Here is a 26,400-nt window from a genome sequence, read left to right as displayed (position 1 = left end):
GGAGATGGGATATGTTTTTAGTTAAGGACTTTAGAGGTTTCACAACTTATGAGAAAGTGTTCTTCGGTTTATTCATGCTCGTACAAGTAGCGATACTGGTTTACTTCAGAATCGTAGATGGTACGACAGACTGGCTGAATGTAGTAGCGAGTGTGACATTGGTACTATGTCTTATCATGAGCGCAAAAGGAAGATTATCAACATTCGTATATGGTTTAATCAGTGTCTCTTTGTATGGATGGATTAGTTACCAACATGGTCTATATGGAGAAGTTGGATTACAAGTTGTCTTTATTGTGTTTCAATTCTTAGGTTTCGCAACTTGGGTTAAAAATAGACACTCAGATCACATTACCGACGATCCGGAAGTAATGGATGTCGATACTAAAGGACTTGATTCTAAAGGATGGATATCAACAGCAATTTTTACAGTAATATTGTATGCAGCAATATCAACAGTGTTAACGATGATACATGCAAAACAGCCATATTTAGATAGTCTGAATGTAAGTTTAAACATTATTGGACAAACATTGATGACATTAAGATTTAAAGAGCAATGGTTCTTCTGGATGGCAGTTAATGTAGTATCTATTTCATTATGGGTTAGAGCAATGATGTTAAATGGTGAAGTAGATGCAACGAGTGTAACTATGGCAGTTATGTGGCTTGCTTCATTAATTAACAGTGTGTATGGATATTACAACTGGAAAAAATTACAGAACATTCATGTTGTATCTTAAAAATGAAACCGGCAGATGCCGGTTTTTTTATTTTGCTGGGAATTTGAGTGAGTTGGCTCATAAAAAATAAACATGAGCCAAGATGGCAGTGCAAGGAGCAGGAAGCACTTCAAGTTGGCTCATAAAAAATAAACATGAGCCAAGATGGCAGTGGGAGGAGCAGGAAGCACTTCAAGTTGGCTCATAAAAAATAAACATGAGCCAAGATGGCAGTGGGAGGAGCAGGAAGCACTTCAAGTTGGCTCATAAAAAATAAACATGGGCCAAGATGGCAGTGGGAGGAGCAGGAAGCACTTCAAGTTGGCTCATAAAAAATAAACATGAGCCAAGATGACAGGAATATCATATAAGTTATTACGAACCTTAAGAAAGTTCGCCGGACCGTGAAGAGAAATAAGGTATACGAATATGTTACAATATCAACAATTACGTTTACTATTTTGAACATCTTTATTGGAACGATCGCAATTTTATATTTCAAGATAATATTCGACAAGGAGAAAAAGAATGCAGATCATTAATAATCCAAAACAGTTGGAAATTCTTAATATTTTATTTTCAAAAGGTAAATCATTAAAAGTAAAATTTCAAGAGATTATGAACGTTATCTCACAATAAAGTCAATCAGGAGTTTACAATGTACAAATATATTTTATGTGATTTAGATAATACGATCCTCGATTTCAAAAAAGGTGAAGAAACTGCGATTAGGCGTGTGTTTGAGTCGGAAGGTGTGACTTTTTCTGATGAATTATACGCACGTTATCATGATATTAATGTCGGGCTTTGGCGTGAGCTTGAAGCGGGTAGAGTTGATAAGCGTCATGTACTGACACATCGCTTTAAAGTTTTCTTTAAGACGCTTGGTATTGATGTGGACGGTGCAGTGAAGGAACAGATTTTTAGAGAGCATATTAATAACAGCCATGATCTTGTGGATGGCGCATTGCAGTTTCTGGATTATTTGAAGCGTAAGGGCTACATCCTTTGTACTGCAACCAATGGGGTGTTCTATACCCAGATGAAGCGCATGAAAGATGCTGGTATTCTGGAATATTTCACGCATCACTTTATATCTGAGGAGATTGGCTATGAAAAGCCTCATCACAATTTCTTTAAACATTGTATCGAAACACTTGAAGTCAGAGATTTATCGGAAGTTCTGATGATTGGAGATACATATACGTCAGATATCATCGGGGCACATCAATTCGGGATAGATAGCTGCTACTATGGCGTAAAACAAGTAGATGCCACGTATCGCATTGAAGAATTAGAAGAAATTAAGAGTATCTTATAAGGGGAGATAGCGATGTTTGAGATTAGAAGTGTCAATATTAATGATGCTGAAGGGATTCTTGAGTATTGCAAGATTGTTGGCGGGGAAACAGATAATCTATTGTTCGGCAGTGAAGGACTAGGTTTCTCGGTTGAAACAGAACGTACGATTATAGCGAATATTGCAGCGAAAGAGAAGGATATTATGCTTGTTGCAATGGATGAGGATAACGTTGTAGGTATTGGAAATATAATGGGAAATGGTCGTATGAGAATAGAACATCAAGCACGACTTGCAATATCGGTGCGTAAAGATTACTGGGGACAAGGCGTTGGAAGTCGAATAATGCAGTCATTGATTGATTTTGCAAAAGAAAGGTCAATCGAAGTTATTACACTTGAAGTTTATCATGCCAATGAATCAGCGATAAACTTGTATCAGAAGTTCGGTTTTAAAGAAATCGGTTATTTTAAGAATTATTCTAAAGTGAATGATGAATATAAAGATGCTGTATTGATGAATCTATATCTTTAAATTACTGTAGTTTGTGAATGTCCACATAGCGGTCACTCATACAAACTTAAACTTCATCCTCGAGTTCATTCTGCTTTACATCAAGCGCTATATTCCCTATTATCTAATTGAAAGAAGGGATAATATGAATAAAGAACAATTAAAAGCACAGATTTTAGAAGCGCATAACTTTCGCTTCGCTACGAAAGTATTCGATAAGGATAAACCTGTTGACGAAAGTGATATGAAATTTATCTTAGAAGTGGGTCGATTAAGTCCATCTTCTATCGGATTAGAGCCGTGGCGCTTCGTAATTCTAGAAAATGAAGCGGTGAAAGAAGAGATTAAACAGGTGGGCTGGGGCGCAGCGAAAGGTCAGTTAGATACTGCAAGTCACTTTGTTTTAATTTTGGCGAAACGTAATGCACGATATGATTCAGAACTGTTTAAAAATCATTTCGGGCCACGTGTAAACAATGATGAGATCCTACAGAAGATGATCCGCATTTACGAAAGTTTCCAGACGACAGATATTGATGTTGCAAATGATGAACGTACATTATTTGACTGGGCAGGTAAACAGACATATATCGCATTAGGTAATATGATGACAGCAGCAGCAGAAATCGGTATCGATTCATGTCCGATTGAAGGATTTAACTATGAAGCGGTTAACGATATATTAGCTAAACATGGCGTGATGAACCCTGAAGAAGAGGGGATCTCAGTTATGGTGGCTTTCGGTTATCGTGCACAAGGTCCAAAACGTCCGAAAGCACGTCGTCCATACGATGATGTAGTTAGTCGTTTTTAATTGTTAATTTAATGTAAATAAATACGTCAATCTTTAAGAAATCTTAACATCGCACTGCGTATATTGATGTTAAGATATAGATGTCTTAGATTTATTAATGAAGAGGTGTCTATATGTTTAGAGATATGGCGTTTTATATTTTCGGTGGTACACTTGACCCATTTTTTCAATTGTTCGTGTTTGAGCCGATTGTCATCACGATTATCGCTTTAATTGCTGCAATAATTACAAAGAAAGCATGGACGATGGCGCTTGTTATTATTGTGCTGAACATTATCGACAATGCAATCGATGTGAATTACTTGTATGGTGCTGAAGGTATCGGTTCGATTTTATATCATAATGTAACATTCTTCTTTATGAACTTCTTCTCGATGTTCTATGAATTTCTATTAAGCTTTATTATTGCGGGCTTACCGTTTATGCATAAAAGGTTCGGAATCGCATAATAAAAATGGGTGAGAGATATTTCTCTCGCCCATTTTTATTGTTCATGCATCTTTTTGTACTGTTTTCCTTTGGAGATATAACGTTCAATATTCGCGGCCATTTCCGCTTTATCTTCTTCTGTCAGCTCTCGAATGACTTTAGCCGGGCGTCCGAATGCTAATGTATTCGGTGGAATCTTCTTCCCGGGCGGAACAAGAGAACCAGCACCAATAAATGCGTTTTCGCCAATTTCAGCCCCATCAAGAATGGTAGAGTCCATCCCGATCAATGCATTTTTACGAATAATTGGTGAATGAAGAGTGACGCGGTGACCGATTGTTACGTTGTCTTCGATAATAAGTGGTTTTCCACCTGACTGGTGTAAACAACATAAATCCTGTACATTTGTTCCGTTACCGATAGATACAGGTGCTACATCTCCTCGAATTACTGTGCCATACCATATTGTAGCGTCACGCCCGACTGTAACATCTCCTGTAACTACAGCATTTGGAGCTACAAACGCTGAGTCATCGAGTTGAGGAAGCTTACCATCATATTCATATAACATACATTTCCCTCCATGAAATAAAATTATTTGGTATAATAATTTTATCATTAATAACAAGTAGTATGAAATATAAAGGAGCATCATTATGTGGAAGTGGGAAACAGAGGGAACACCAAAAGGGGTTGTCGTCATCGTACATAATTTACTTGAACATCATGGACGTTACGCATGGTTTATAACGAGGTTGCGTAGAGATGGGTATCATGTGATTATGGGAGACCTTCCTGGCCAGGGACAGACATCGCGTGTGAACCGTGGGCATATCGAATCGTTCGATGTTTATGGTGAAAAAGTATTGGAATGGATAGAGGTCGCAGAAGAATATCATATGCCGGTGTTCTTGATAGGTGTGGGTTTAGGCGGACTCATCGTAACAAATCTTCTGGAGAACGTTGATTTAAAATTAGAAGGCGTAGTATTATTATCTCCATTATTTGGCTTTCAAAATACAGTGACGACACGTAAGAATTTCCTGGTATCTGGTCTGAGTTCAATTTCGAAGGAAGCAAAGTTCGATATGAATATCCCGCTTGAGGACTTGACGCGTGTACAGGCGAATATTGATGAACTGAAAAAAGATACATTAATGGTACAGAAAGTAAGCTTTAATCTATATAAATCGATTATCGAATCTATGAAAGCAACAATGGAACATATTCATAAGATCGGGGATGTACCGTTGATGATTATGTTCAGTGATGCAGATAGGGTTGCAGATGTTGATCAAATTAAATTGTTTACTAAAGAGGTTAAGACATCAGAAATCTACATTAAAAACTGGCGTACGCTATACCATGAACTGCATAACGAACCAGAACGTGATAACGTCTTATACTATGTCGAATCATTTATGAATAACAGGATGAATTATGTAGGATTGATTACAGAAGATTCGGGTATACAGTAAGATATGTTTGATGTGAGGTGGGAATATGTCTAAATATAAACATGAAGTGAGTGATATGGTATTACTGAACGAACTTCAGCAGGAGATTGATGAAATATTTGATCTCATCAGTGATAATTTTAATTTATCGAAAGAAGAATATATTGTTATGGTTACATTATGGGAGAAAGGTCCAATGCCGATGAAGGCTCTGGATGAATACTTAAATATTAAACCCTATAAACGCACGCGCTTTTATAATACGTTAGTTGAAAATGGCTGGATAAAAAAGGTGCGTCCAGCAGACGATGAACGTACGGTCATGATTTATTATAACGAAGAAAAACTTCCGATAAAGGAAGAGATTGTCAACTGTGCGTGTGAGTCTCTTAAAGGAAAAAAAGAACAGATGAAGGCACACTTTGATGCAATTATGGAAATATGCGGATAAAAAAACGCTGATCAGAAGATCAGCGTTTTTCTATTGCGCATATAAATGGCGGATTGTTTTTCTGATTAATAAATTCATACTTAAAGATATGAGCATCTTCTTGATTGAATTGTTGCAGATAGTTTAATACAACCTCTTTTTCAATCTGACCTTCAGCATGCCCTGGATATATGACTAATATGATGATGCCTTCTTTTTCCAGTATAGAAAATATGCGCTCAATGGCCTGAATTGTTGTCTGTGGCAATGTTACGATCGATTTATCTCCTTTAGGTAGGTAGCCTAAGTTGAAGATTGAAAGACGCACAGGAGAATCGACGTAATCCAGAACGTTTTGATGACCATCCAAGTGGTATTCAATATTATTGAATGCTGCTGTTTTATCCTTTGTATTATTAATCGCTGACTGCTGTATATCAAATGCATGGATAACGCCAGTGCCCTGGAGCTGCTGTGCTAGATAGAGCGTATCGTTGCCATTACCGCACGTCGCATCGATTACTGTTGCGCCTTGTTCGATATATGTGTCGATAAGTTTTCTTGCAAATGGAAGGATGCCGAGTGCTTTCATTGTTCAATCCCAAAATATTTACCTTGATAACTGTCACGTTTTTTCAGTTCGTCATCAATGCCGTTTAACACTTCCCACTTGTTTACGCTCCACATTGGTCCAATCATTAAATCGATTGGCCCATCCCCTGTTATGCGATGGATAATCATTTCCTCTGGGAGTATTTCAAGCTGATCCGCAACGAGTTTTACGTATGTTTCCTGATCCATAAATTCAAGCATTCCTTTTTCATACTGCTTGACCATCGGCGTCCCTTTTAATAGATGAAGCAGGTGAATCTTAATACCTTGAACATCCATCTGTGAAACAACGCGTGCCGTTTCCATCATCATATCATAATCTTCAAGCGGCAGACCGTTAATAATGTGCGTACAAATGTTAATATTATGTTTACGTAGTTTAGCGACGCCGTCATAGTAACATTGCATATCGTGGGCGCGATTGATAATATTAGAAGTCTTCTCATGAACGGTCTGCAGTCCAAGTTCGACCCAAAGGTAAGTACGCTCATTCAGTTCTGCTAAATATTCAACAACATCATCCGGCAGGCAGTCTGGTCGTGTAGCGATTGACAAGCCGACAACACCGGGAATTGCAAGCGCTGCTTCGTATTTTTCCTTTAACACTTCAAGTGGTGCGTGTGTATTGGTAAATGCCTGGAAGTAAGCGATATATTCACCATCCTGCCATTTCTCGTGCATCTTATTCTTAATCTTTTCAAACTGAACTGGAATTGGATCTACGCGATCTCCAGCAAAATCACCGCTTCCAGCAGCAGAGCAGAACGTACAACCGCCAAATGCGACAGTGCCGTCTCTATTCGGACAGTCAAAGCCACCTTCCAGCGCAACTTTAAATATTTTCTTGCCAAATTTATTGCGGAGATGGTAGTTCCATGTATGGTATCTTTTTTCATCAAATGCATATTTAAATGGTTTCATAATCTTCCCTCTTTCTTAATATATGGATTTTAACATATAATAGAGTTGTTTGGGATAAATTAATATAGAAGGTGAGGTAAATTAATGAAAATGCCAAAAATTGTGTGGCTGCTTGTTATCGGTATGGCCGTGAACGTTACAGGAGCAAGCTTAATCTGGCCACTGAATACAATTTATCTACATAATGAACTCGGTAAAAGCTTAAGTCTTGCAGGATTTGTCTTGATGCTTAATTCTGGTGCATCCGTTCTTGGTAATTTATTAGGGGGCACATTGTTCGATAAGATAGGAGGATACCGCTCAATCTTGATTGGTATCGTTATTTCAGCAATCAGCCTTCTCGGCATTATATTCTTACATGGCTGGCCTTGGTACGCGGTATGGCTCGTTATACTTGGCTTTGGCTCAGGTATCGTCTTTCCTTCCATCTATGCGATGGCAGGTAGCGCATGGCCTGAAGGGGGGCGCAAAACATTTAATGCAATCTATATCTCTCAAAACCTTGGTGTGGCGCTTGGAGCGGCATTAGGTGGATTTATCGCTGACCTTAGTTTCACGTATATCTTCATTCTGAACTTCTTGATGTATGCGGTCTTCTTCTTTATCGCATTCTTCGGTTATCGTTCAGCTGAACCGATTGCCGCGGGTAGCAATGTGATGCGTGACGTCGGAAACATTAAAGACAAAACTAAATTCAACGCACTGTTAATGGTCTGTACAGCCTACTGTTTGTGCTGGATTGGATACGTGCAATGGCAGTCGACGATTTCAAGTTATACGCAGGACTTAGGCATACCGCTTAAAGCATATAGCTCATTATGGGCAATGAATGGTGTGCTGATTATTGCTGGCCAGCCACTGATTGCTCCTATTATCAATCGACTGTCAACACGTATAAAAACGCAGATTGCTATTGGATTTGTCATCTTTATCGTATCGTATATTGTGACAAGCTTTGCCGATACATTTCTTATGTTTATGCTTGGAATGGTGATATTAACAATCGGTGAGATGTTTGTGTGGCCGGCAGTTCCGACTATTGCGAATATGCTTGCACCGAAAGGACGAACAGGCGTCTATCAAGGCATCGTCAATTCAACTGCAACATTAGGTCGTGCAATTGGGCCGTTGCTTGGTGGGTTCTTAGTCGATGCATATAATATGGATATTATGTTTACAGCGATGATCTTCTTTATCGCAATCGGCTTTTTCTTTCTCTTCGTATTTGACCGCAAGATCAATCTCTATGAATAAGAGTAAAGATACACTGATTTTTTAAAATATTTGCATAATTCAAAATAATGGTGTGAAATTAAAAAATGTAACTTTTTCTGAAAGGGTTGCGCAAATATAAAATAACCCTTATTATAGATTTAACTAGAGTAGTAACGTGAATCGTTTTCAAGGAAGCCAGTGGGTGCTGTGAACTGGTAAACGTGAAATGTGAACTTGCTGGGGTTTAAACTGAATCAACTAAAGCTGCACTATTAAAGTGAATTGCGGGTGGTACCGCGGTTGTCTATATGACAGTCGTCCCTATTTTTGGGATGACTGTCTTTTTATTTTAAAGGAGGAATCATAATGAGCTTTAATCATCAAACAATTGAGAAGAAATGGCAGAAGTACTGGTTAGATAACCATACATTTAAAACGACTGAAGACAAGGATAAGAATTTCTATGCATTGGATATGTTCCCATATCCATCAGGTGCTGGTCTTCACGTTGGACATCCTGAAGGTTATACAGCAACGGATATCATTTCTCGTTTTAAGCGTATGCAAGGTTATAACGTATTACATCCAATGGGATGGGACGCGTTCGGACTGCCAGCAGAGCAATATGCAATCGATACAGGGAATGATCCGGCAGAATTCACCGAGAAGAATATTGCGACATTCAAACGTCAAATTCAAGAACTTGGCTTCAGCTATGACTGGGAGCGTGAAATTAATACGACAGACCCAGAATATTATAAATGGACACAGTGGATCTTCATACAGCTGTATAAAAAAGGTTTAGCATATGTGGATGAAGTAGCAGTAAACTGGTGCCCTGCACTCGGTACCGTATTATCAAATGAAGAGGTAATCGATGGTGTATCAGAGCGTGGTGGACATCCTGTTATTCGTAAACCGATGCGTCAGTGGGTCCTTAAAATCACTGAATATGCAGATCGCTTACTAGAAGATCTAGAAGAGCTGGACTGGCCGGAATCTCTAAAAGATATGCAGCGTAATTGGATTGGTCGTTCAGAAGGTGCCGAAGTTGCTTTCGAAGTTGAAGATTCAGAACATACATTTAAAGTATTTACAACACGTCCAGACACAATTTACGGTGCGACATATGCCGTATTATCACCTGAGCATGAATTAGTTGCGGCAATTACATCAGAAGAACAAGCAGAAGCGGTAAAAGCATATCAGGAACAGGCAGCAAGAAAATCTGACCTGGAACGTACGGATCTTGCGAAAGACAAGACTGGGGTCTTTACAGGACGTTATGCAGTCAATCCATTCAACGGTGAACGTATGCCAATCTGGATTTCTGATTACGTATTAGCATCATATGGAACAGGTGCTATTATGGCAGTACCCGCACACGATGAGCGTGACTTTGAGTTTGCAAATCAGTTCGGATTAGACATTAAACCAGTGATTGAAGGTGGCGATAACACGTCAGCTTACACAGGTGATGGTGTTCATATCAACTCAGGTGAACTTGATGGCCTGAACAAAGAGGAAGGAATCAGACGTGCAATCGAGCTATTAGAAGCTAAAGGTATCGGTGAAAAGAAAGTATCTTACAAACTACGTGACTGGTTATTCTCTCGTCAACGTTACTGGGGTGAACCAATTCCTGTAATTACATGGGAAGATGGTTCAATGACGACTGTACCTGAAGAAGAATTGCCACTCATGCTGCCGAAGACAGAACACATCAAGCCATCAGGGACAGGGGAATCACCACTTGCCAATATTGATGAATTTGTCAATGTCACAGATCCTGTAACAGGGATGAAAGGACGCCGTGAGACGAACACGATGCCACAATGGGCGGGTAGCTGCTGGTATTACTTGCGTTATATCGATCCGAAAAATTCTGACATGATTGCAGATCCTGAGCTTCTTAAGAAATGGTTGCCAGTAGATTTATATATCGGTGGTGCAGAACACGCCGTGCTTCATTTACTCTATGCACGTTTCTGGCATAAGGTGTTGTACGATCTAGGCGTTGTACACACGAAAGAACCATTCCAGAAACTATTCAACCAAGGGATGATTCTCGGTGAAGGAAACGAGAAGATGAGTAAATCAAAAGGAAATGTCGTGAATCCGGATGACGTCGTTGCAAGTCACGGAGCAGACACACTGCGTCTATACGAAATGTTCATGGGACCACTAGATGCATCAATTGCCTGGAGTACAAATGGGTTAGACGGTGCAAGACGATTCTTAGACCGTGTGTATCGCCTGCTTGTAAATGAAGATGGCACACTCACTGAGAAGATTACAGAACAACCAGTAGAAGCTATGGATAAAGTGTATCATCAAACTGTGAAGAAAGTGACAGATGACTATGAAACATTAGGCTTCAATACAGCAATCTCACAGATGATGGTATTTATCAATGAAGGATACAAAGCAGAGCAATTAAACATCGACCATATCCGTGGATTCGTGAAGTTATTGAATCCGATTGCACCACACATCACAGAAGAACTTTGGGAAAAACTTGGCGGTACGGAATCAATAACGTATGAAGCATGGCCGGTATATGACGAAAGTAAGCTTGTGGACAGCGAAGTTGAGATCGTAATTCAAGTGAACGGTAAGCTTAAACAAAAAGCAACAATCGCGAAAGATATGGATAAAGCAGAAATGGAGACATTCGCGTTATCACTTGAAGCGGTACAGACAGCGATTGAAGGCAAAACAGTAAGAAAAGTAATCGCCGTTCCAAATAAACTTGTCAATATCGTGGCGAACTAGGAGGACCTATGCTAGAAATCAGTAGTAAAGCATTTATCGACAAACTGCAGCATGAGCCGCTGAACATCATCGATATACGAGAAGACTTCGAAGTACAGATGGGAATGCTGGAAGGTGCATTGCATATCCCGATGAATACAATACCTGAACATCTGAACGAACTTGATAGTGATAAAACGTATTATATCGTCTGTGCACATGGTGTTAGAAGTGAACATGTCACACAGTATTTATCAGAACAAAATTATAAAGTGGTGAATGTTCAAGGTGGCATGGCGGAAATAGAACAATTAATCGAAAGAAGCTAGAGACATAAGTCTCTAGCTTCTTTCGATTAATAGACTAAACACACATGTGACAACTTGATAGACGGTGTCACATGCACAGTCACTTCGATAAAATCAAAAAGATGCCAGAAACAAAGAACGTTTCTTAGGCATCTTTTCGTGATTTTACTCGTGACTAAACACACATGTGACAACCTTATCTGCAACTCAATCCTGCGATATACCCAGTTACGAGAGCGCTCGTAATGTTATAGCCGCCTGTATATCCATGAATATCTAATACTTCACCGCAGAAATACAGGTTGTCGTGCAGCTTCGACTGCATCGTTGCAGGACCGACCTCTTTTACGGATACGCCGCCGCCTGTGACGAATGCTTTTTCTATTGATTGTGTACCGTTTACTGGGAACTTAAATCCTTTCAGTAGTTCGCAAAACTGTTCTACCGCTTCTTTCTTTAAGTGATGGCCGTTATCTTCCAGGTTCAGTCCAGCTTGTTCCAGTAAGAATAATAAATAGCGTTCAGATACGAGTCCTTTTAAGCTGTTTTTAATAGCTTTATCTTTATTCGTATCGATCATTTTTGTAATTCTGTTTTTCAGCGTGCCGATACTTTCTTGTGGAAAACAGTCGATCATCATTGTAATGTCCTGTTTCTTCTGGCTCTTTTGTTCTTTATATACAAACTGTGAGCAGCGTAATGCCGCAGGACCGGAGATACCGAAATGTGTAAATATCATATCCATCTGATGTGTGATGCGTGGTTTGCCGTTCTTACGCAGGACGCTGAGTGCAACATCACGCAAGCTTAATCCTTGCAGCGTCTTTGCTTTAATGAATGGCGCGTTCGAAATTATGGGTACTTCAGTAGGGAAGAGTTCTGTAATGGTATGTCCTGCCTGTTTCGCAAATTCATAGCCGTCTCCTGTTGATCCCGTATGCGGTACGCTTTTTCCTCCTGTTGCGATAATAACATTATCAGCATAGATTTCAGTGTCGTCTTCAAGCCTGACCCCTTTAACCGTGTCCTGCACGAGAAGAGACGCGACCTTCTGGTTCGTGCGGATATCGACGTTATTTTTGGCGAGCTGTTGTTTCAGTGCGTTAACTACGTCCTTCGCATTATCAGACACTGGGAACATGCGGCCGTGATCTTCTTCCTTTAAGTGGACGCCGAGGTTCTCAAAGTAATCGATAATGGCGAAGTTATCAAATGTATTGAATGCACTATAGAGAAACTTTCCGTTTCCTGGTAAGTGCTGTATCAGCTCTTCGTGAGAAACGCGGTTTGTAACGTTACAGCGTCCGCCACCAGAAATCTGGAGTTTACGTCCTAATTTATCTTTCTTATCAATTAAAAGAACGGATTTCCCATTTTCTGATGCGCTGATTGCAGCCATCAGGCCACTTGGTCCGCCTCCGATAACTATGGTATTAAACATATTTGACCTCCTATTTCTAAATATTATACATTTATTTTATGGTAAAATATATGAATTCAGTAGTTAATATTTTTGAATGGTGTTATGATAATAAACATTCAAATAATAGAAAATATATAAAGATAGGGATGAACATATGTCACAAGGGAATTCGCTTGTCAGAAGTACTTTCATATTGACAGCAAGCATTTTTATTACGAAGATTTTAGGGATTCTTTACATTATTCCGTTCTATGCAATTATCGGTGGTGAAGCGAACTTATCACCATATAATATGGCATACCCCCCATATACGGTAATGCTTGTCATTTCAGCAGGTGGGGTGCCACTAGCCGTTGCGAAGTATGTATCAAAATATAATGCAGTAGGGGCGTATAAGGTCAGCTATAAATTATATAAGTCATCACTTGTCGTGATGGGAATCACCGGATTACTTGGTTTTTTAATATTGTATATGATCAGTCCGCTGATTGCTGAGGCTTCTGTATCAAAGGCTGATGGTACGTGGAGTGTGGAACAGATTACGGAGATTATCCGCGTTGTATCATTCGCGGTCATCTTTATTCCATTTCTAGCGACGTGGCGCGGCATCTTTCAAGGATATGATTCCATGGGACCGACCGCTGTTTCTACAGTAATAGAACAGATTGCACGTATCGCATTCTTATTGATCGGCTCTTATCTTGTATTAAATGTTATGCATAAATCTGTGCTGCTTGCAAATGAGATTGCTGTATTTGCTGCAGCAGTAGGTGCATTCAGTGCAATTTTAACGTTATGGTATTATTGGAGAAAGCGTCGTCCTTTCATTTCTGAGATGGTGAATAACGATACGACAGAAACAGATGTATCATATAAAGCAATGTATAAGGAGATTCTTCTATATAGTATTCCGTTTGTTATCGTCAGTCTCTGTATTCCGCTCTACCAGATTATTGATCAGTTTACGCATAACCGTGCATTAACAGCTGCTGGTGTGCCAGGTGAAACGCATGATATGCTGTTAACGATGCTTAATACGACGACAAATAAGCTCGTTATGATACCGACGTCACTTGCAGCAGGGTTTGCAATTAGTCTTGTTCCTTCGATTACGAGAACGCATGCGTCTGGACAGATACGTGAGATGCATCATCAGATTAAGACTTCTCTCGGTGTGCTGATGTTTTTAACAGTGCCTGCTTCGCTAGGTATCATGATTCTTGCAACACCGTTATACACGGTATTCTATAGCTACAATGTAGTGGCGAGTCATCTGCTGTTCTATTATGCACCTGTTGCTATCCTGCTTGCATTGGTCAGTGTGTCATCTGCGATGCTTCAAGGTATCGATAAACAAGCGTTGACTGTATATATCGTTGTTGCATCACTCTTAGTAAAGCTTGCCATCAATTTTCCGCTCATCTATCTGTTCCATACAGAGGGTGCTGTCCTTGCGACTGCAATTGCACTGACGGTCAATATATTATGTAATTTCTATGTCATTAAGAAACATGCTGGATTTAAGTTCAGAACGACTTATAAGCAGATGCTGCAGATCTTGCTTTACAGCTTGATCATGGTCGTTATCGTAGAGATTGCTGTATTGATTATGATCCAATTTCTTGATGTGAGCCAGAAATTTGATGCATTAATCATTTTGGTTATCGGTGCTCTGATCGGTGGCATGGTCTATGCATATCTATCGATGAAATCTCGTTTAGCAGATGCGTTCTTTGGTTCACGCATACAAATTTTGAGAGAGAAGTTCGGGCGATGAGATTAGATAAATTTCTCGGGAACCATGGATTTGGTACACGTAAGGAAGTGAAGCTACTTGTCAAACGTGGTGCAGTGAAGATAAATGACGTTTTAGTCAAGAAGGCGGATATCAAAATTGTACCGGAGAATGACACTGTTACAGTTTATGATGAAGCAGTTGTGTATGAACCTTTTGTCTATATTATGCTGAACAAGCCGGCAGGGTATATTTCAAGTACGAAAGATTACAAAGATGAAACCGTACTTGAACTCATTGACGGATTGGAACATTACGATCTGCATCCGGTCGGCAGGCTGGATAAAGATACAGAAGGCTTATTGATACTAACGAATGACGGTCAATTTTCTCATGATGTACTGAGCCCTAGAAAGCATGTGAATAAGACGTATTTTGCACGTGTTGACGGCTATGTAACAGATGAGACCGTAGAGTTATTTAAAGCAGGTGTTACCTTGGACGATGGCTATAAAGCGATGCCTGCTGAACTTCAGATTGTAAGAGCAGGAGAGATTTCAGAAATCGAGCTTGTCATTCAGGAGGGAAAGTTTCATCAAGTAAAACGAATGTTTAAAGCTGTAGATATGACCGTAATCTATTTGAAGCGTATTAAGATGGGCGGATTACCTTTAGATGAAAGTTTAGCGCCAGGTGCATATCGTAAACTGACACTTGAAGAAATAAATTTCGTGAAAATGTAAGTCATATGTTTAACATGTTTCTGCTAGGGTATAGATAAAGTACAAATTAAACGAAGAGGTGTTATGATTATGGCTAACAACAATAAAGCAGGTTTATTAAGAGCAGCATTAGTTATCGGGGGAACTGCAGTAGCAGCAGTCCTATCAAAGAAAGAAAATAGAGACAAATTATTAGATGAGTATAATAAAGCGAAGCAAGACCCGAAAAGTTACGCAGATACTGCCAAAGAAAAAGCAACGAACTTACAGCAAGTAGCGAAAGAAGAAATTAACAAAGTAAAAGAAGATCCAGAAAGCTACAAAGCAAACTTAACACAAAAAGTTCAGGAAAAAGCAGCACCTTTAGCTGATAAGCTTTCAAAAAAAGATAGCGTCGAAGAAGAAAAGCAGAACTTCGATGACGAAGGTGGCGCAAACAATATCCATATCGTAACGGATAAAGATGTCGCTGATCAAAACCCTAATGCAGTAAGCAAAAATGATCTAAAATAATTTTGTTGTGAGAACACATCACTTGTGATGTGTTCTTTTTTTCAATATTCTGTATAATAGAACTGTTAATATGATAGGAGGAATTATTATGTGGAGAGAAAAAGTAGCACAATATGAAGACAAGATAATTGAAGACTTAACAGGACTTCTCAATATTCGCAGTGTTCGCGATGATAGTCTGGCAGATGAAGAGCATCCTGTTGGTCCGGGACCACGTGAGGCGCTGGATTACATGTACAAATTAGCACAGCGCGATGGATTCAATACGCATGATGTTGATCATATCGCTGGACGTATTGAAGCGGGTAAAGGAGAAAGAATCTTCGGTATCTTAGGGCATGTCGATGTTGTACCTGAAGGCAGTGGCTGGGATACAGATCCATTTAATGCAACGGTTACTGAAGACCGAATCATTGCACGTGGAACTTTAGATGATAAAGGACCGACAATTGCTGCTTACTATGCAGTGAAGATCTTAGAAGATATGCAAGTAGACTGGAAGAAACGTATACATATCATTATCGGTACGGATGAAGAATCAGAGTGGAAATGTACAGATCGCTATTTTGAAACTGAGCCGATGCCTGATTTAGGTATCGCACCTGACGCGGACTTTCCGTTAATCCATGGTGAAAAAGGGTTCTCATCATTTGATATCATTCAGACAAGTGATGAGGAAAGTGAAAAGACACCAGAAGTCGTATTGAAAGCTTTAAAATCAGGTGAACGTTACAATATGGTACCTGATCATGCTGAGGCGCAGTTAAGTGTCAATGAACAGATGGCATATGTTATACAGAGCTTCGAAGGATTCCTAAAGGACTACAGCCTTGAAGGAAAGCATTATGTAGATAATGGTCAGCTGAAATTAGAAATAGAAGGGAAATCTGTGCATGGTATGGAGCCGTTCAAAGGTATCAATGCAGGATTGTATTTAATCCACTTCTTAAATACGCTGGATCTGGATAAGAAAGCGAAAGCATTCGTGGCATTAGGTGATGATAAATTATTTGATTCTCACTTTGGAGAAAAGCTGGATGTTGCAATCGAGACAGAAGAATTAGGGAAGTTAACAACGAATATCGGTATCATCAGCTATACTGATGTGGATGGTGGTGTATATGGTGTCAACTTACGCTATCCTAATGGTTTTGAATTCGACCAAGAGATTGATAAACTTTCACAGACATTGGCACCATACTTTGAAATTGAAGTGACAAAACATCAAGTACCGCATTATGTCGATAAAAACGATCCATTTGTAATGAAGCTACTACAAGCTTATCGCAATCAGACAGGGGATATGACAGAACCTTATACGATTGGTGGCGGAACGTATGCCCGTACAATGGAAAAAGGTGTTGCGTTTGGTGCTATGTTTAAAGATTCAGAAGATCTGATGCACCAGAAAAATGAATACATCACTAAAAAGCAATTATTCGATGCTACAGCAATTTATCTGGAAGCAATACATTCAGTTTGTGTAGAAGAGGCATAGTCAGCTTAAGTAAAAGTTCATCATATGACTTAAAGTAATACTTGAATTAATAGAGAAAAGGATATAAAATTTAAGTAAGACATTAATTTGATCGGAATGAATAAGGCAAGAGATTTTTTCTCGTGCCTTTTCTTTTTTCTTGAAACAGGAGGTGAAACACGTTGGAACATTTCTATCAGCTAGGTTGGACATTAGATTCCGCTGGCGGCGCATCTGGAGAAGCATACATGGCAGAACAAGACGGCAGAAAGCTTTTCTTAAAGCGTAACTCCTCTCCGTTTCTTGCTGCACTTTCTGCTGAAGGTATCGTACCGAAACTTGTATGGACGAAGAGAATAGAGACAGGTGAAGTCGTAACAGCACAGCACTGGAAGAATGGGCGAAGTCTGACGCACATGGAAATGAAATCCGAACGTGTTGCACTACTGCTGAAGAAGATTCATCGTTCGAAACCATTACTTAATATGCTCAAGCGACTTGAGATGAAACCGATGGATCCAGAGCTATTGCTTAATAAGATCAATTCCTCATTATCTCGCAACGTATTAACACATCATACTGTCCGTAAAGCGCTGATCTATCTGGAAGAGCATATGCCGCAGCTAGAGCGCAAGTTCTATACAGTATGTCATGGGGATGTCAATCATAATAACTGGCTCTTATCAGATCAGGATGAACTCTTTCTTGTTGACTGGGAAGGTGCGATGATTGCAGATCCGGCGATAGATATCGGTATGATTCTTTATACTTATGGTGATACCATCGACTGGCAATCTTGGCTTGCAACTTATGGTATTGAATACACACTGGATCTGGAAAAGCGCATGAAGTGGTATACCATCATTCAGGCGATTGCAATGATTGAATGGTACGAAGAGAAGAGTCGCTATCATGATTTGAATGACTGGCTGAAATTTTTAGATGATGTATTAAATTTGAATCGTTTTATTTAAAGGAGTAGCACTATGAGAATGAGAAATAAACCGTGGGCTGAAGATTTTCTTCTGCAGCACGAGGATATTGTAAGTATCGACCTTGCTCGAAAAGATCACATCGTTGACTGGTTTGAACAAGTGCAGCCGATACATATCGAAGTCGGAAGCGGTATGGGCCGTTTTATTACGGAGATGGCTAAAGCGCACCCGGAGATTAATTATATTGGTATCGAACGTGATAAGAATGTCATGATTCGTATCGTAGAAAAAGCAGTGGAACAAAATATTAGAAACTTACGCCTGTTAACAGTAGATGCCGAAAAGCTGACAGAAATCTTTAATGCGGGTGAGATTGATAGAATCTATCTTAACTTCTCAGATCCATGGCCTAAAGTACGTCACGCAAAGCGCAGACTGACGCATGAGAATTTTCTTAAAGTTTATGAAACTATTTTAAATAAAGATGGTGAAATTCATTTCAAGACTGATAATCAGGCGTTATTTGAATATTCGATCGAGAGTATGAGCCATTACGGCATGAAGCTGAAAAATATTAATTTGAATCTGCATGATAATGAACCTGTTGATAATATTCGTACGGAATATGAAGATAAGTTCTCGAATAAAGGATTTAGAATTAATCGATTAGAAGCTCGATTTTAAGAAGCATTAGTAAGATGACTTTATAGCGCATCTTACTAATGTTTCTTTTTTTATTGTTACATTTCATGTAGACTATTATTAAGGAATTCGAATTAACAGGAGGAGATGTTATGGATTTTAATAGAGTGATTGACCGTAGTACAACGAATGCAGTTGCTCATGAAATGCTGTCTAAAGTTTATCAGCGTAAAGATTTAATGCCGTTTTGGATAGCGGATATGGATATTGCTGTTCCAGAAACAATAATACATGCGTTACAGGAGCGATTAAGTCATCCGATATACGGCTATACAAACTGGAATAACGATCAGTTCTATCAGCCGGTTCGTCATTGGTACAAGACACGTTTTGATCTCAATGTATTAAAGCAGGATCTCGCATATGCCCCAAGCGTGTTATTCACAGTTACTGAAGTGATTCGCAGTGTAACAAATGAAGGGGATGGTGTTATCGTTAACATCCCCTCATATAATAACTTCTTAAATTTAATCAATGGAAATAAACGTATGATCGTTGGCTGTGATCTGTATGATGATGAAGATCAATATTCGATGGATTTTGTTCAGTTTGAATATTTATGTCAGATGCCTCAGAACAAAGTGTTCCTGTTCTGTAATCCACATAATCCGACAGGTAAGGTGTTTACCGAAGAAGAGATTTTAAAGATCATCGAGATTTGTGAGAAGCATAATGTCTATATTATATCTGACGAAATTCATATGGACTTCGTTCGTCATGGTAAACATCAGTCACTGGTTAAGTATATGTCTCAGTATGACAAGATGGTTGTTACAACGTGTCTCGGGAAGACATTTAATATTTCAGGCATTCCTCATGCCTATTATATAACGAAGGACAGCTATATGCGTGAATTGCTGCAGACGAAGATAGGAAGTGTCTATGGTATAAGTTCTCCGAATATACTAGGGCTCACTGCAATTCGTACAGCTTATATGGAATGTGGCCCGTGGGTAGATGCACTTAATGAACATATTGAATCAAATATGATTAAAGTAGAGACATTCATTAACGAGCGATTGAGTGACGTCCTTGTATTCCGTAGACCACATAGTACGTTTCTTGCATGGATTAACTTTGAAGCGAGTGGGTTCAGTGAAATGGACGTTCAGGATGCGCTGCAGAATATCGGGCGTATCGCTGTAGGTATCGGGAACACCTATGAACTGACCGAGAGCACGCACTTCAGACTAAATGTTGCGTGTAGCGAAGAGAAGCTTGAACAGGGGTTAGCAGCAATAGAAAAAGCATTCTCATATTTAAAGGAGAATGCTGTAGATTAAAGCGACTGAATTTCAAACACATCTATGAGTTCACCACTATAACAATCAGCGATAAATTCATAAGTCGTGGTCTTCGTATTGATCATCCCCCGATAGACGTGTGTGATAGATCCAAACTTATGAATCTTTTCAGGGGTATAGTTGATTGCTGAACCTGTCACATCCTTATATGCATGTTTCGTCTGGTCGAGTACCTTTTTAGGATGCTTCATTGTCATACGATCTTTCGACATATAAAGTAAAGCGATGATTACAGGAATGATAAGCAGATAACGTTTTTTCATAATATCCCTCCATTTATAAAATATTTTAACATAAAGGAGAACAATCATGACAAAGATAATGGAAACGATCAAAACATTAACAGAATTACATGGGGCACCTGGACATGAATATCAAGTGCGCGACTATTTAAAGGAAAGACTGACAGCATATGCAGATGAAGTACTGCAGGACGGGCTCGGTGGTGTGTATTTCTTAAAGAAGAGTGCAAATCCAGATGCTAAGAAAGTAATGATTGCTGCACATATGGATGAAGTTGGATTTATGGTGACACATATTACCGATAATGGCATGCTTAAGTTCACACCGCTTGGCGGATGGCCTGAAGATGTACTGCAGGCACAGCGTATGAAAGTATTAGCTCGAGATGGGAAAGAATATACTGGAATCATTGGAAGCCTGCCGAAACACTTCAGAACAGGAAATGAAGGGACACCACAAATTTCAGATATGATGCTGGATATCGGTGCTGAGAATAAAGAGATGGTCAATGAAATGGGGATAGCGCCCGGGGATACGATTGTACCTGAAGTTGAATTTAAGCAGTTAACGGATCACCGTTTCTTATGTAAAGCGTGGGATAATCGTTATGGATGTACCATAATTATAGATGTGATGGAACGGTTGAAGGACGTTGCGCTTCCTTTTGATCTATATATCGGGGCGAATGTGCAGGAAGAAGTAGGTTTACGTGGCGCAGGACCTGCAGCAAATATGATTCAGCCGGATGTTGCATTTGTTGTAGACTGTTCGCCCGCAAATGATATGGCTGGAAGTAGCAGCGATAATGGACGACTTGGAGCTGGCACGTTACTGAGAATCATCGACCGCACAATGATATTAAAGCCATCATTCAAGACATTGATGCAAGAAACATATGAAGCACATAATATCAATTACCAATATTATCAGTCTCCGGGTGGAACAGACGGGGGTCAGATTCATATTTCGAATGAAGGTGTGCCGACAGCGGTAGTAGGAGTCCCTGCACGTTATATTCATTCCAATCATACGATATTTGATATTCGTGATTATGAAGCGGCGCGCGATGGTATGCTTGCGCTACTGAGTAGACTTGATGATGAAACGATTCAGTGTTTAAAACAGAATTAATCCGAGTAGTTCGGTAGCTATTTGTTGACTTAAATTATAAATAGTATAAAATAAAATTTATTCTGAGTAAATTGATATGAATAGGAGGATGGAAATGAAAAAATTATTTATAGTATTGACGGCGTTGTTATTTGTGCTTGCCGCATGTGGCAGCAGTGAAGAGGGTTCAAAGAAAGATGGTAAGACACTGACAGTGGGCACTGAAGGAACATATGCACCATTTACATACCATGACAAAGATGGAAAGTTAACGGGATATGATGTAGAAGTTACTGAAGCAGTAGCGAAAAAAGCGGGTTATAAGGTTAAGTTCGTTGAAACACAGTGGGATTCAATGTTCTCGGGATTAAATTCAGGGCGTTTTGATACGATAGCAAACCAAGTCGGAATCAATGCAGAACGTAAAGATAAATACAACTTCTCTAAACCATATACGTATTCTGAGGGCGTATTAGTCGTTCGTAAAAATAACGATTCAATCCAGTCATTTGATGACGTTAAAGGAAAGAAACTTGCTCAGACGTTGACTTCAAACTACGGTAAGCTAGCGAAAGATAAAGGCGCTGAAATTACTTCAGTAGAAGGATTTAACCAGGCGATAGAAATGGTATTATCAAATCGTGTGGAAGGAACTTTCAATGATAAATTATCAGTCCTTGATTATCAGCAACAAAAGAAAACAGCTGATATTAAGCTGATTACGGGTGATGCTGAGAAGAGCCAGTCAGGATTTGTATTCACTAAGAAGACAGATAAGACAGTAATAGAGGATGTTAATAAAGCATTAGATGAATTGCATAAAGATGGTACATTAACAAAAATAAGTAAGAAATGGTTTGGTGAAGATGTTTCTAAAGCTTAATGAAGAACAGCTCCACGCATTAGATGCAGCGAAACAAGCTTTCGAACCGATGTTATGGGGATTGATAAAATACTCAATCCCTATTACTATTGCAACGTTTATAATCGGGCTAATCATAGCGATCATCACTGCATTGATGCGTGTGTCACGTAACAAGTTCGCGCGAAGTATTTCCAGAATCTATGTCTCGATTATTCGTGGTACACCTATGCTTGTACAGTTGTTCATTATCTTCTATGGTATTCCAGAAGTTGGACGACTTATTACGGGAAATCCTGATATTAAGCTGAATATTGCACCTGTTGTTGCTGCAATAATTGGACTCAGTTTAAACGTTGGAGCTTATGCCTCTGAAATTATTCGGGGTGGTATTCTATCGATTCCAGAGGGTCAAAAAGAAGCTGCATATTCTATCGGTATGAGTGAATGGATGACGATGAAACGCATCGTTTTACCACAGGCGATACGTGTATCTATTCCTGCACTTGGTAATACATTTTTAAGTCTGATTAAAGATACATCGCTGCTAGGGTTCATTCTTGTCGCAGAGATGTTTCGTAAGGCACAGGAAGTTGCTGCGACAACGTATGAGTTCCTTTCAATCTACGTGCTTGTCGGCTTAATGTACTGGGTTGTATGTTTCATTATCTCTGTTGTACAAGGGCAGTATGAGTCTCGTATAGAAAGGAAGTATCAGCGATGATCTCAGTGAAGAATGTGGTAAAGAAGTTCGGCGATAAGACAGTGCTTAAAGATGTAGATCTAGAAGTGCAAGATGGTGAAGTGGTCGTACTGATTGGTCGAAGCGGTTCAGGTAAGACGACGCTGCTACGTATGATGAATGCATTGGAACTGCCGACATCAGGCACGGTAACAGTAGACGGTTTAACATATGATAGTAACAACCGCAAATCACAGATTGAAGTCCGTAAAAAGTCAGGTATGGTGTTCCAGAACTTTCAATTGTTCCCGCATATGACAGCGCTAGAAAATGTGATGGAAGGTCTTGTACAAGTCAAGAAGATGAAACAGTCAGATGCGCGAGAAACCGCATTGAACCTGCTTGAAAAAGTGGATTTAACGCATGTCAAGGAGCAGTATCCGATATCATTAAGTGGGGGACAGCAGCAACGTGTCGGTATCGCACGTGCGCTTGCAATGAATCCAAAGGTGATGCTCTTTGATGAACCAACATCTGCACTTGACCCAGAACTTGTACAGGATGTGCTACGTGTTATTAAAGATCTGCGTGATGAAGGCATGACGATGGTCATAGTGACACACGAGATGAACTTTGCGCGCAATGTTGCAGATAAAGTCGCTTTTGTTCATGATGGACGTATCGAGGAAATCGAAACGCCAGAACAACTATTCAATGCACCTCAATCAGAACATTTAAGACGCTTCTTGAATGTGATTGCAGAATAAATTATAAGCACTATATCATTCGATAGCATCAATAGGTAATAAATTTTCCGGATAAATATATCCGGAAAATTTTTATATGAAAATACGTCTATGTAATAAGTAATATGCTATTATAATTGTAATATGTGGGATTATAAATAGAGGGTAAGGGGATAGTATATTGAAGAATCTACTTAAGAGGTGGTTCATAGATGGCATGAGTTACATGGCACTCGGACTATTTTGTTCATTGATTATCGGATTGATATTAGAAACACTGGGGACAGAATTGAAACCGTTCTTCGATACATCATTACTCATTGAAATCGGCCAGCTTGCAAAGAATTGTACGGGTGCAGCAGTTGGTGTTGCGGTAGCATATGGACTTGGAGCTAAACCGATGGTCATCTTCGCTAGTGCAGTGACTGGGATGTATGGTTATGAACTTGGAGGCGCAGCAGGTACATATATTGTGAGTCTGGCAACAAGTGAAGCGGGACGTTTCTATAGTGGGAAGACGAAGATTGATATCATTCTGACGCCGCTTCTAACGCTACTTATCGGCGGCAGTATCGCAAAGCTTATAGGACCGTTGATACAGCAGCTGATGCTATCGCTCGGAGAATTTATTTCATTTTCGACAGGACAGCAGCCGTTATTGATGGGCGTTCTCGTGTCACTCGTGTTCGGTTTGACACTTTCTAGCCCTGTTTCTAGTGCTGCGCTCGCTTTAATGCTTAACATCGATGGAACAGCGGCAGCTGCTGCAACAATTGGCTGCTGCTGTCATATGATTGGATTTGCTGTCACTGCTTATCGTGATAATGGGATTCAAAGTCTCGTAGCCCATGGTATTGGAACTAGTAAAATACAGATTCCTAACTATATGTTAAGACCAATGATCTTAATTCCGCCTGTGATTGCGAGTATCATTATCGCACCGATAATGACCACACTATGGCCAATGCAAAATGTAGCAGCAGGTGCAGGTATGGGAACAAGTGGATTTGTCGGGCAGATAATGACAATTAAGACGATGGGTTCCTCGCTTGAAACATGGTTGCAAGTTGGAGTGTTTCATTTCATATTACCAGGTATTATCAGTTATATTATATATATGATGTTGTTACGAGCGAATATCATTAAACCAGGAGATCAGAAGATCTCGACAGGAGGAGAACGATGAAGGAAATCACATCAGTAGAAATGTTTAGAGAAAGTATCGAACAGCCGACGATAGCTATGTTTACTGCAGGATGGTGCCCAGACTGTCATTTTATTGCACCATTATTGCCGGAAATAGAAAGTGAAAATGAAGCGTATCATTTTGTTTCCATCGACAGAGATGAATTTATTGACCTTGCTGTAGAATATGATGTGATGGGGATACCAAGCTTTATCGCATTTGATAAAGGTACTGAAATTGGAAGATTCGTATCAAAAGACAGAAAGACAAAAGATGAAATCAACGCATTTATAAAAGGATTGTAGTTTAATATCTATTAGTCCGTAGCTCTAAACTGATTACCTTTTAATATAACCTTAGTAACCACTGCTTTTATATGCGGTGGTTTTATTGTACAATGAAAGTTATGTGAGGAGTGTTACAAGTGAATGTTTTTGAAATTAGAGATTACTTAAAAGATGCAATGAAAGAGGAAGCAGTAACCTTTCATTTCGATCGTAAAGAAGAGACTTTAAGGATTGAGCGAAATGATAATCATAAAGGGTTAACGATAAAGCTAGCACCCGTTGCAGCAAAATATAAAGAGAAGAAAGAGAAAATTCTTGACGAAGTACTGTATTATATCAAAGAGACGATTCAAGCGTTTGGGGATGCACAACCTTTTGATGGCCAACCGATAATAATGCCTGTTGTTCGTGCGACGAGTTTCCAGAAAGAACAAAATGGAGTTCCTTTTTTAATTACAGAACATACTGCTGAGACGAATATTTATTACGCAGTGGATCTCGGCAACACTTATCGTCTAATTGATACTGAAGTACAGGAAGCGTTGAATCTATCTGAAGCGCATATTAAGGAGCAGGCTTTATTTAATTTAAATGGTCTGAATAACCCTTATAAAACTGATGTAGTGAATGACAATACATATTATTTCTTTAACTCAAATGATGGATATGATGCAAGTCGTCTGTTAAATAAACAACTGTTGAAGTCGTTTCGTGAGAAGATTACAGGGGAGATGCTTGTCGCTGTACCACATGGCGATGTTTTGATTATTGCTGATATTCAGAACGAGACAGGGTATGATGTGCTCGCTCAGCTGACGATGCAATTTTTCGCAAATGGTCTTGTACCGATTACTTCTTTATCGTTCCAATATGAAGAAGGTAACTTAACACCTGTGTTTATACTAGGTAAGAATAATGCAAAGCGTAATCAAGAAGCAATTCAGCGTATTGAAGCAAACCGCAAAAAATTTGAACAAGAAAAAAACAATAAGGAGTAA

29 protein-coding genes are annotated in these 26,400 nt (G+C 39.4%); 24 read left to right on the top strand and 5 right to left on the bottom strand.

Features of this window, described 5'->3' with window-relative positions; translation table 11 throughout:
• The first annotated feature begins 11 nt into the window (after positions 1-11).
• From pnuC to QNJ52_RS05010, 5 genes are all read left to right on the top strand, one after another.
• Positions 12-743 carry a nicotinamide riboside transporter PnuC gene (gene pnuC, locus QNJ52_RS05030; protein WP_120785820.1) on the top strand — a complete coding sequence of 244 codons (732 nt, stop codon included), beginning with the start codon at positions 12-14 and terminating at the stop codon, positions 741-743.
• 637 nt (positions 744-1,380) lie between these two features.
• Positions 1,381-2,043: a YjjG family noncanonical pyrimidine nucleotidase gene (locus tag QNJ52_RS05025; RefSeq protein WP_219492786.1), complete on the top strand. Its 663-nt coding sequence runs from the start codon at positions 1,381-1,383 to the stop codon at positions 2,041-2,043.
• Between the two features lie 12 nt (positions 2,044-2,055).
• A complete protein-coding gene (locus QNJ52_RS05020) occupies positions 2,056-2,556 on the top strand; it encodes a GNAT family N-acetyltransferase (RefSeq protein ID WP_219492784.1) in 501 nt (166 codons plus the stop codon).
• 124 nt (positions 2,557-2,680) lie between these two features.
• Positions 2,681-3,349, top strand: a complete 669-nt coding sequence (locus QNJ52_RS05015; RefSeq protein ID WP_219492781.1) for an NAD(P)H-dependent oxidoreductase — start codon at positions 2,681-2,683, stop codon at positions 3,347-3,349.
• A gap of 113 nt (positions 3,350-3,462) precedes the next feature.
• Positions 3,463-3,798 (top strand): hypothetical protein, encoded by a 336-nt coding sequence (locus QNJ52_RS05010; RefSeq protein ID WP_219492778.1) that lies wholly within the window; start codon positions 3,463-3,465, stop codon positions 3,796-3,798.
• Positions 3,799-3,833: 35 nt separating this feature from the next.
• Here the strand turns inward: QNJ52_RS05010 and QNJ52_RS05005 are convergent, their stop codons facing one another.
• Complete coding sequence (locus QNJ52_RS05005; protein WP_219492775.1) at positions 3,834-4,349, bottom strand: gamma carbonic anhydrase; 516 nt, start codon at positions 4,347-4,349, stop codon at positions 3,834-3,836.
• Positions 4,350-4,434: 85 nt separating this feature from the next.
• Between QNJ52_RS05005 and QNJ52_RS05000 the strand changes: the two genes are divergently transcribed.
• Positions 4,435-5,256 (top strand): alpha/beta fold hydrolase, encoded by an 822-nt coding sequence (locus tag QNJ52_RS05000; protein ID WP_219492773.1) that lies wholly within the window; start codon positions 4,435-4,437, stop codon positions 5,254-5,256.
• Positions 5,257-5,281: 25 nt separating this feature from the next.
• Positions 5,282-5,686, top strand: a complete 405-nt coding sequence (locus tag QNJ52_RS04995) for a transcriptional regulator, SarA/Rot family (RefSeq protein WP_219492771.1) — start codon at positions 5,282-5,284, stop codon at positions 5,684-5,686.
• A 19-nt stretch (positions 5,687-5,705) separates the two neighbouring features.
• Here the strand turns inward: QNJ52_RS04995 and mnmM are convergent, their stop codons facing one another.
• Both mnmM and mnmL read right to left on the bottom strand, forming a co-directional pair.
• Positions 5,706-6,257, bottom strand: coding sequence for a tRNA 5-(aminomethyl)-2-thiouridylate-methyltransferase MnmM (gene mnmM, locus QNJ52_RS04990; RefSeq protein ID WP_219492769.1), 552 nt, complete (start codon positions 6,255-6,257; stop codon positions 5,706-5,708).
• The gene (gene mnmL, locus QNJ52_RS04985) at positions 6,254-7,198 is read right to left on the bottom strand and encodes a tRNA modification radical SAM protein MnmL/YtqA (RefSeq protein WP_414738620.1); all 945 of its coding nucleotides are present in this window, start codon (positions 7,196-7,198) and stop codon (positions 6,254-6,256) included. The genes mnmM and mnmL overlap by 4 nt, the downstream gene beginning before the upstream one ends.
• Positions 7,199-7,282: 84 nt before the next feature.
• Here mnmL and QNJ52_RS04980 point away from each other — a divergent pair, with 84 nt between their 5' ends.
• From QNJ52_RS04980 to QNJ52_RS04970, 3 genes are all read left to right on the top strand, one after another.
• Complete coding sequence (locus QNJ52_RS04980) at positions 7,283-8,452, top strand: MDR family MFS transporter (RefSeq protein WP_219492767.1); 1,170 nt, start codon at positions 7,283-7,285, stop codon at positions 8,450-8,452.
• Positions 8,453-8,779: 327 nt separating this feature from the next.
• Complete coding sequence (gene leuS / locus QNJ52_RS04975) at positions 8,780-11,188, top strand: leucine--tRNA ligase (protein WP_219492765.1); 2,409 nt, start codon at positions 8,780-8,782, stop codon at positions 11,186-11,188.
• Between the two features lie 8 nt (positions 11,189-11,196).
• Positions 11,197-11,496 carry a rhodanese-like domain-containing protein gene (locus QNJ52_RS04970; protein ID WP_219492763.1) on the top strand — a complete coding sequence of 100 codons (300 nt, stop codon included), beginning with the start codon at positions 11,197-11,199 and terminating at the stop codon, positions 11,494-11,496.
• A gap of 175 nt (positions 11,497-11,671) precedes the next feature.
• On the opposite strand, the gene QNJ52_RS04965 is transcribed toward QNJ52_RS04970, so the two are convergent.
• On the bottom strand, positions 11,672-12,916 hold the full coding sequence (locus QNJ52_RS04965) for a BaiN/RdsA family NAD(P)/FAD-dependent oxidoreductase (protein WP_219492760.1): 1,245 nt from the start codon (positions 12,914-12,916) through the stop codon (positions 11,672-11,674).
• Between the two features lie 136 nt (positions 12,917-13,052).
• Here QNJ52_RS04965 and QNJ52_RS04960 point away from each other — a divergent pair, with 136 nt between their 5' ends.
• The 7 genes from QNJ52_RS04960 (at position 13,053) to QNJ52_RS04930 (ending at position 20,265) form a co-directional block, all read left to right on the top strand.
• Positions 13,053-14,675: a putative polysaccharide biosynthesis protein gene (locus QNJ52_RS04960; protein ID WP_219492757.1), complete on the top strand. Its 1,623-nt coding sequence runs from the start codon at positions 13,053-13,055 to the stop codon at positions 14,673-14,675.
• The gene (locus QNJ52_RS04955) at positions 14,672-15,376 is read left to right on the top strand and encodes a pseudouridine synthase (protein ID WP_219492754.1); all 705 of its coding nucleotides are present in this window, start codon (positions 14,672-14,674) and stop codon (positions 15,374-15,376) included. The genes QNJ52_RS04960 and QNJ52_RS04955 overlap by 4 nt, the downstream gene beginning before the upstream one ends.
• Positions 15,377-15,445: 69 nt before the next feature.
• Positions 15,446-15,868, top strand: coding sequence for a YtxH domain-containing protein (locus QNJ52_RS04950; RefSeq protein ID WP_219492752.1), 423 nt, complete (start codon positions 15,446-15,448; stop codon positions 15,866-15,868).
• A gap of 88 nt (positions 15,869-15,956) precedes the next feature.
• Positions 15,957-17,366: a dipeptidase PepV gene (gene pepV / locus QNJ52_RS04945; RefSeq protein WP_219492749.1), complete on the top strand. Its 1,410-nt coding sequence runs from the start codon at positions 15,957-15,959 to the stop codon at positions 17,364-17,366.
• A 161-nt stretch (positions 17,367-17,527) separates the two neighbouring features.
• The gene (locus QNJ52_RS04940; protein WP_219492745.1) at positions 17,528-18,319 is read left to right on the top strand and encodes a phosphotransferase family protein; all 792 of its coding nucleotides are present in this window, start codon (positions 17,528-17,530) and stop codon (positions 18,317-18,319) included.
• A gap of 12 nt (positions 18,320-18,331) precedes the next feature.
• Positions 18,332-18,964: a tRNA (guanosine(46)-N7)-methyltransferase TrmB gene (gene trmB / locus QNJ52_RS04935; protein WP_219492744.1), complete on the top strand. Its 633-nt coding sequence runs from the start codon at positions 18,332-18,334 to the stop codon at positions 18,962-18,964.
• 110 nt (positions 18,965-19,074) lie between these two features.
• Entirely contained in the window at positions 19,075-20,265 is a 1,191-nt protein-coding gene (locus QNJ52_RS04930; RefSeq protein ID WP_219492741.1) for a MalY/PatB family protein, read from the top strand.
• On the opposite strand, the gene QNJ52_RS04925 is transcribed toward QNJ52_RS04930, so the two are convergent.
• Positions 20,262-20,549, bottom strand: a complete 288-nt coding sequence (locus tag QNJ52_RS04925; protein WP_219492739.1) for a hypothetical protein — start codon at positions 20,547-20,549, stop codon at positions 20,262-20,264. The genes QNJ52_RS04930 and QNJ52_RS04925 overlap by 4 nt on opposite strands.
• Positions 20,550-20,595: 46 nt before the next feature.
• Here QNJ52_RS04925 and QNJ52_RS04920 point away from each other — a divergent pair, with 46 nt between their 5' ends.
• The 7 genes from QNJ52_RS04920 to QNJ52_RS04890 all read left to right on the top strand — a co-directional run bounded on the left by QNJ52_RS04920 (position 20,596) and on the right by QNJ52_RS04890 (position 26,400).
• On the top strand, positions 20,596-21,660 hold the full coding sequence (locus QNJ52_RS04920) for a M42 family metallopeptidase (RefSeq protein WP_308316789.1): 1,065 nt from the start codon (positions 20,596-20,598) through the stop codon (positions 21,658-21,660).
• A gap of 94 nt (positions 21,661-21,754) precedes the next feature.
• On the top strand, positions 21,755-22,522 hold the full coding sequence (locus QNJ52_RS04915) for an amino acid ABC transporter substrate-binding protein (RefSeq protein WP_219492736.1): 768 nt from the start codon (positions 21,755-21,757) through the stop codon (positions 22,520-22,522).
• Complete coding sequence (locus QNJ52_RS04910; RefSeq protein ID WP_219492733.1) at positions 22,506-23,225, top strand: amino acid ABC transporter permease; 720 nt, start codon at positions 22,506-22,508, stop codon at positions 23,223-23,225. The genes QNJ52_RS04915 and QNJ52_RS04910 overlap by 17 nt, the downstream gene beginning before the upstream one ends.
• Complete coding sequence (locus tag QNJ52_RS04905; protein ID WP_219492730.1) at positions 23,222-23,950, top strand: amino acid ABC transporter ATP-binding protein; 729 nt, start codon at positions 23,222-23,224, stop codon at positions 23,948-23,950. Before QNJ52_RS04910 ends, QNJ52_RS04905 begins: the two co-directional genes overlap by 4 nt.
• A gap of 160 nt (positions 23,951-24,110) precedes the next feature.
• Positions 24,111-25,115 (top strand): PTS sugar transporter subunit IIC, encoded by a 1,005-nt coding sequence (locus QNJ52_RS04900; RefSeq protein ID WP_219492727.1) that lies wholly within the window; start codon positions 24,111-24,113, stop codon positions 25,113-25,115.
• Positions 25,112-25,420, top strand: coding sequence for a thioredoxin family protein (locus tag QNJ52_RS04895; protein ID WP_219492724.1), 309 nt, complete (start codon positions 25,112-25,114; stop codon positions 25,418-25,420). The genes QNJ52_RS04900 and QNJ52_RS04895 overlap by 4 nt, the downstream gene beginning before the upstream one ends.
• 119 nt (positions 25,421-25,539) lie before the next feature.
• On the top strand, positions 25,540-26,400 hold the full coding sequence (locus tag QNJ52_RS04890) for a DUF1444 domain-containing protein (RefSeq protein ID WP_219492722.1): 861 nt from the start codon (positions 25,540-25,542) through the stop codon (positions 26,398-26,400).

It is taken from the genome of Macrococcus sp. S115 (assembly GCF_030067655.1).
GTDB lineage: Bacteria > Bacillota > Bacilli > Staphylococcales > Staphylococcaceae > Macrococcoides > Macrococcoides psychrotolerans.
This window is presented reverse-complemented; position numbering and strand designations above follow the sequence as displayed.

What these genes read in the sequence shown, in the direction of transcription:
- pnuC (WP_120785820.1), top strand. Translation starts at nt 12, where the DNA reads ATGTTTTTAGTTAAGGACTTTAGAGGTTTCACAACTTATGAGAAAGTG.
- QNJ52_RS05025 (WP_219492786.1), top strand. Translation starts at nt 1,381, where the DNA reads ATGTACAAATATATTTTATGTGATTTAGATAATACGATCCTCGATTTC.
- QNJ52_RS05020 (WP_219492784.1), top strand. Translation starts at nt 2,056, where the DNA reads ATGTTTGAGATTAGAAGTGTCAATATTAATGATGCTGAAGGGATTCTT.
- QNJ52_RS05015 (WP_219492781.1), top strand. Translation starts at nt 2,681, where the DNA reads ATGAATAAAGAACAATTAAAAGCACAGATTTTAGAAGCGCATAACTTT.
- QNJ52_RS05010 (WP_219492778.1), top strand. Translation starts at nt 3,463, where the DNA reads ATGTTTAGAGATATGGCGTTTTATATTTTCGGTGGTACACTTGACCCA.
- QNJ52_RS05005 (WP_219492775.1), bottom strand. Translation starts at nt 4,349, where the DNA reads ATGTTATATGAATATGATGGTAAGCTTCCTCAACTCGATGACTCAGCG.
- QNJ52_RS05000 (WP_219492773.1), top strand. Translation starts at nt 4,435, where the DNA reads ATGTGGAAGTGGGAAACAGAGGGAACACCAAAAGGGGTTGTCGTCATC.
- QNJ52_RS04995 (WP_219492771.1), top strand. Translation starts at nt 5,282, where the DNA reads ATGTCTAAATATAAACATGAAGTGAGTGATATGGTATTACTGAACGAA.
- mnmM (WP_219492769.1), bottom strand. Translation starts at nt 6,257, where the DNA reads ATGAAAGCACTCGGCATCCTTCCATTTGCAAGAAAACTTATCGACACA.
- mnmL (WP_414738620.1), bottom strand. Translation starts at nt 7,198, where the DNA reads ATGAAACCATTTAAATATGCATTTGATGAAAAAAGATACCATACATGG.
- QNJ52_RS04980 (WP_219492767.1), top strand. Translation starts at nt 7,283, where the DNA reads ATGAAAATGCCAAAAATTGTGTGGCTGCTTGTTATCGGTATGGCCGTG.
- leuS (WP_219492765.1), top strand. Translation starts at nt 8,780, where the DNA reads ATGAGCTTTAATCATCAAACAATTGAGAAGAAATGGCAGAAGTACTGG.
- QNJ52_RS04970 (WP_219492763.1), top strand. Translation starts at nt 11,197, where the DNA reads ATGCTAGAAATCAGTAGTAAAGCATTTATCGACAAACTGCAGCATGAG.
- QNJ52_RS04965 (WP_219492760.1), bottom strand. Translation starts at nt 12,916, where the DNA reads ATGTTTAATACCATAGTTATCGGAGGCGGACCAAGTGGCCTGATGGCT.
- QNJ52_RS04960 (WP_219492757.1), top strand. Translation starts at nt 13,053, where the DNA reads ATGTCACAAGGGAATTCGCTTGTCAGAAGTACTTTCATATTGACAGCA.
- QNJ52_RS04955 (WP_219492754.1), top strand. Translation starts at nt 14,672, where the DNA reads ATGAGATTAGATAAATTTCTCGGGAACCATGGATTTGGTACACGTAAG.
- QNJ52_RS04950 (WP_219492752.1), top strand. Translation starts at nt 15,446, where the DNA reads ATGGCTAACAACAATAAAGCAGGTTTATTAAGAGCAGCATTAGTTATC.
- pepV (WP_219492749.1), top strand. Translation starts at nt 15,957, where the DNA reads ATGTGGAGAGAAAAAGTAGCACAATATGAAGACAAGATAATTGAAGAC.
- trmB (WP_219492744.1), top strand. Translation starts at nt 18,332, where the DNA reads ATGAGAATGAGAAATAAACCGTGGGCTGAAGATTTTCTTCTGCAGCAC.
- QNJ52_RS04930 (WP_219492741.1), top strand. Translation starts at nt 19,075, where the DNA reads ATGGATTTTAATAGAGTGATTGACCGTAGTACAACGAATGCAGTTGCT.
- QNJ52_RS04925 (WP_219492739.1), bottom strand. Translation starts at nt 20,549, where the DNA reads ATGAAAAAACGTTATCTGCTTATCATTCCTGTAATCATCGCTTTACTT.
- QNJ52_RS04920 (WP_308316789.1), top strand. Translation starts at nt 20,596, where the DNA reads ATGACAAAGATAATGGAAACGATCAAAACATTAACAGAATTACATGGG.
- QNJ52_RS04915 (WP_219492736.1), top strand. Translation starts at nt 21,755, where the DNA reads ATGAAAAAATTATTTATAGTATTGACGGCGTTGTTATTTGTGCTTGCC.
- QNJ52_RS04910 (WP_219492733.1), top strand. Translation starts at nt 22,506, where the DNA reads ATGTTTCTAAAGCTTAATGAAGAACAGCTCCACGCATTAGATGCAGCG.
- QNJ52_RS04905 (WP_219492730.1), top strand. Translation starts at nt 23,222, where the DNA reads ATGATCTCAGTGAAGAATGTGGTAAAGAAGTTCGGCGATAAGACAGTG.
- QNJ52_RS04895 (WP_219492724.1), top strand. Translation starts at nt 25,112, where the DNA reads ATGAAGGAAATCACATCAGTAGAAATGTTTAGAGAAAGTATCGAACAG.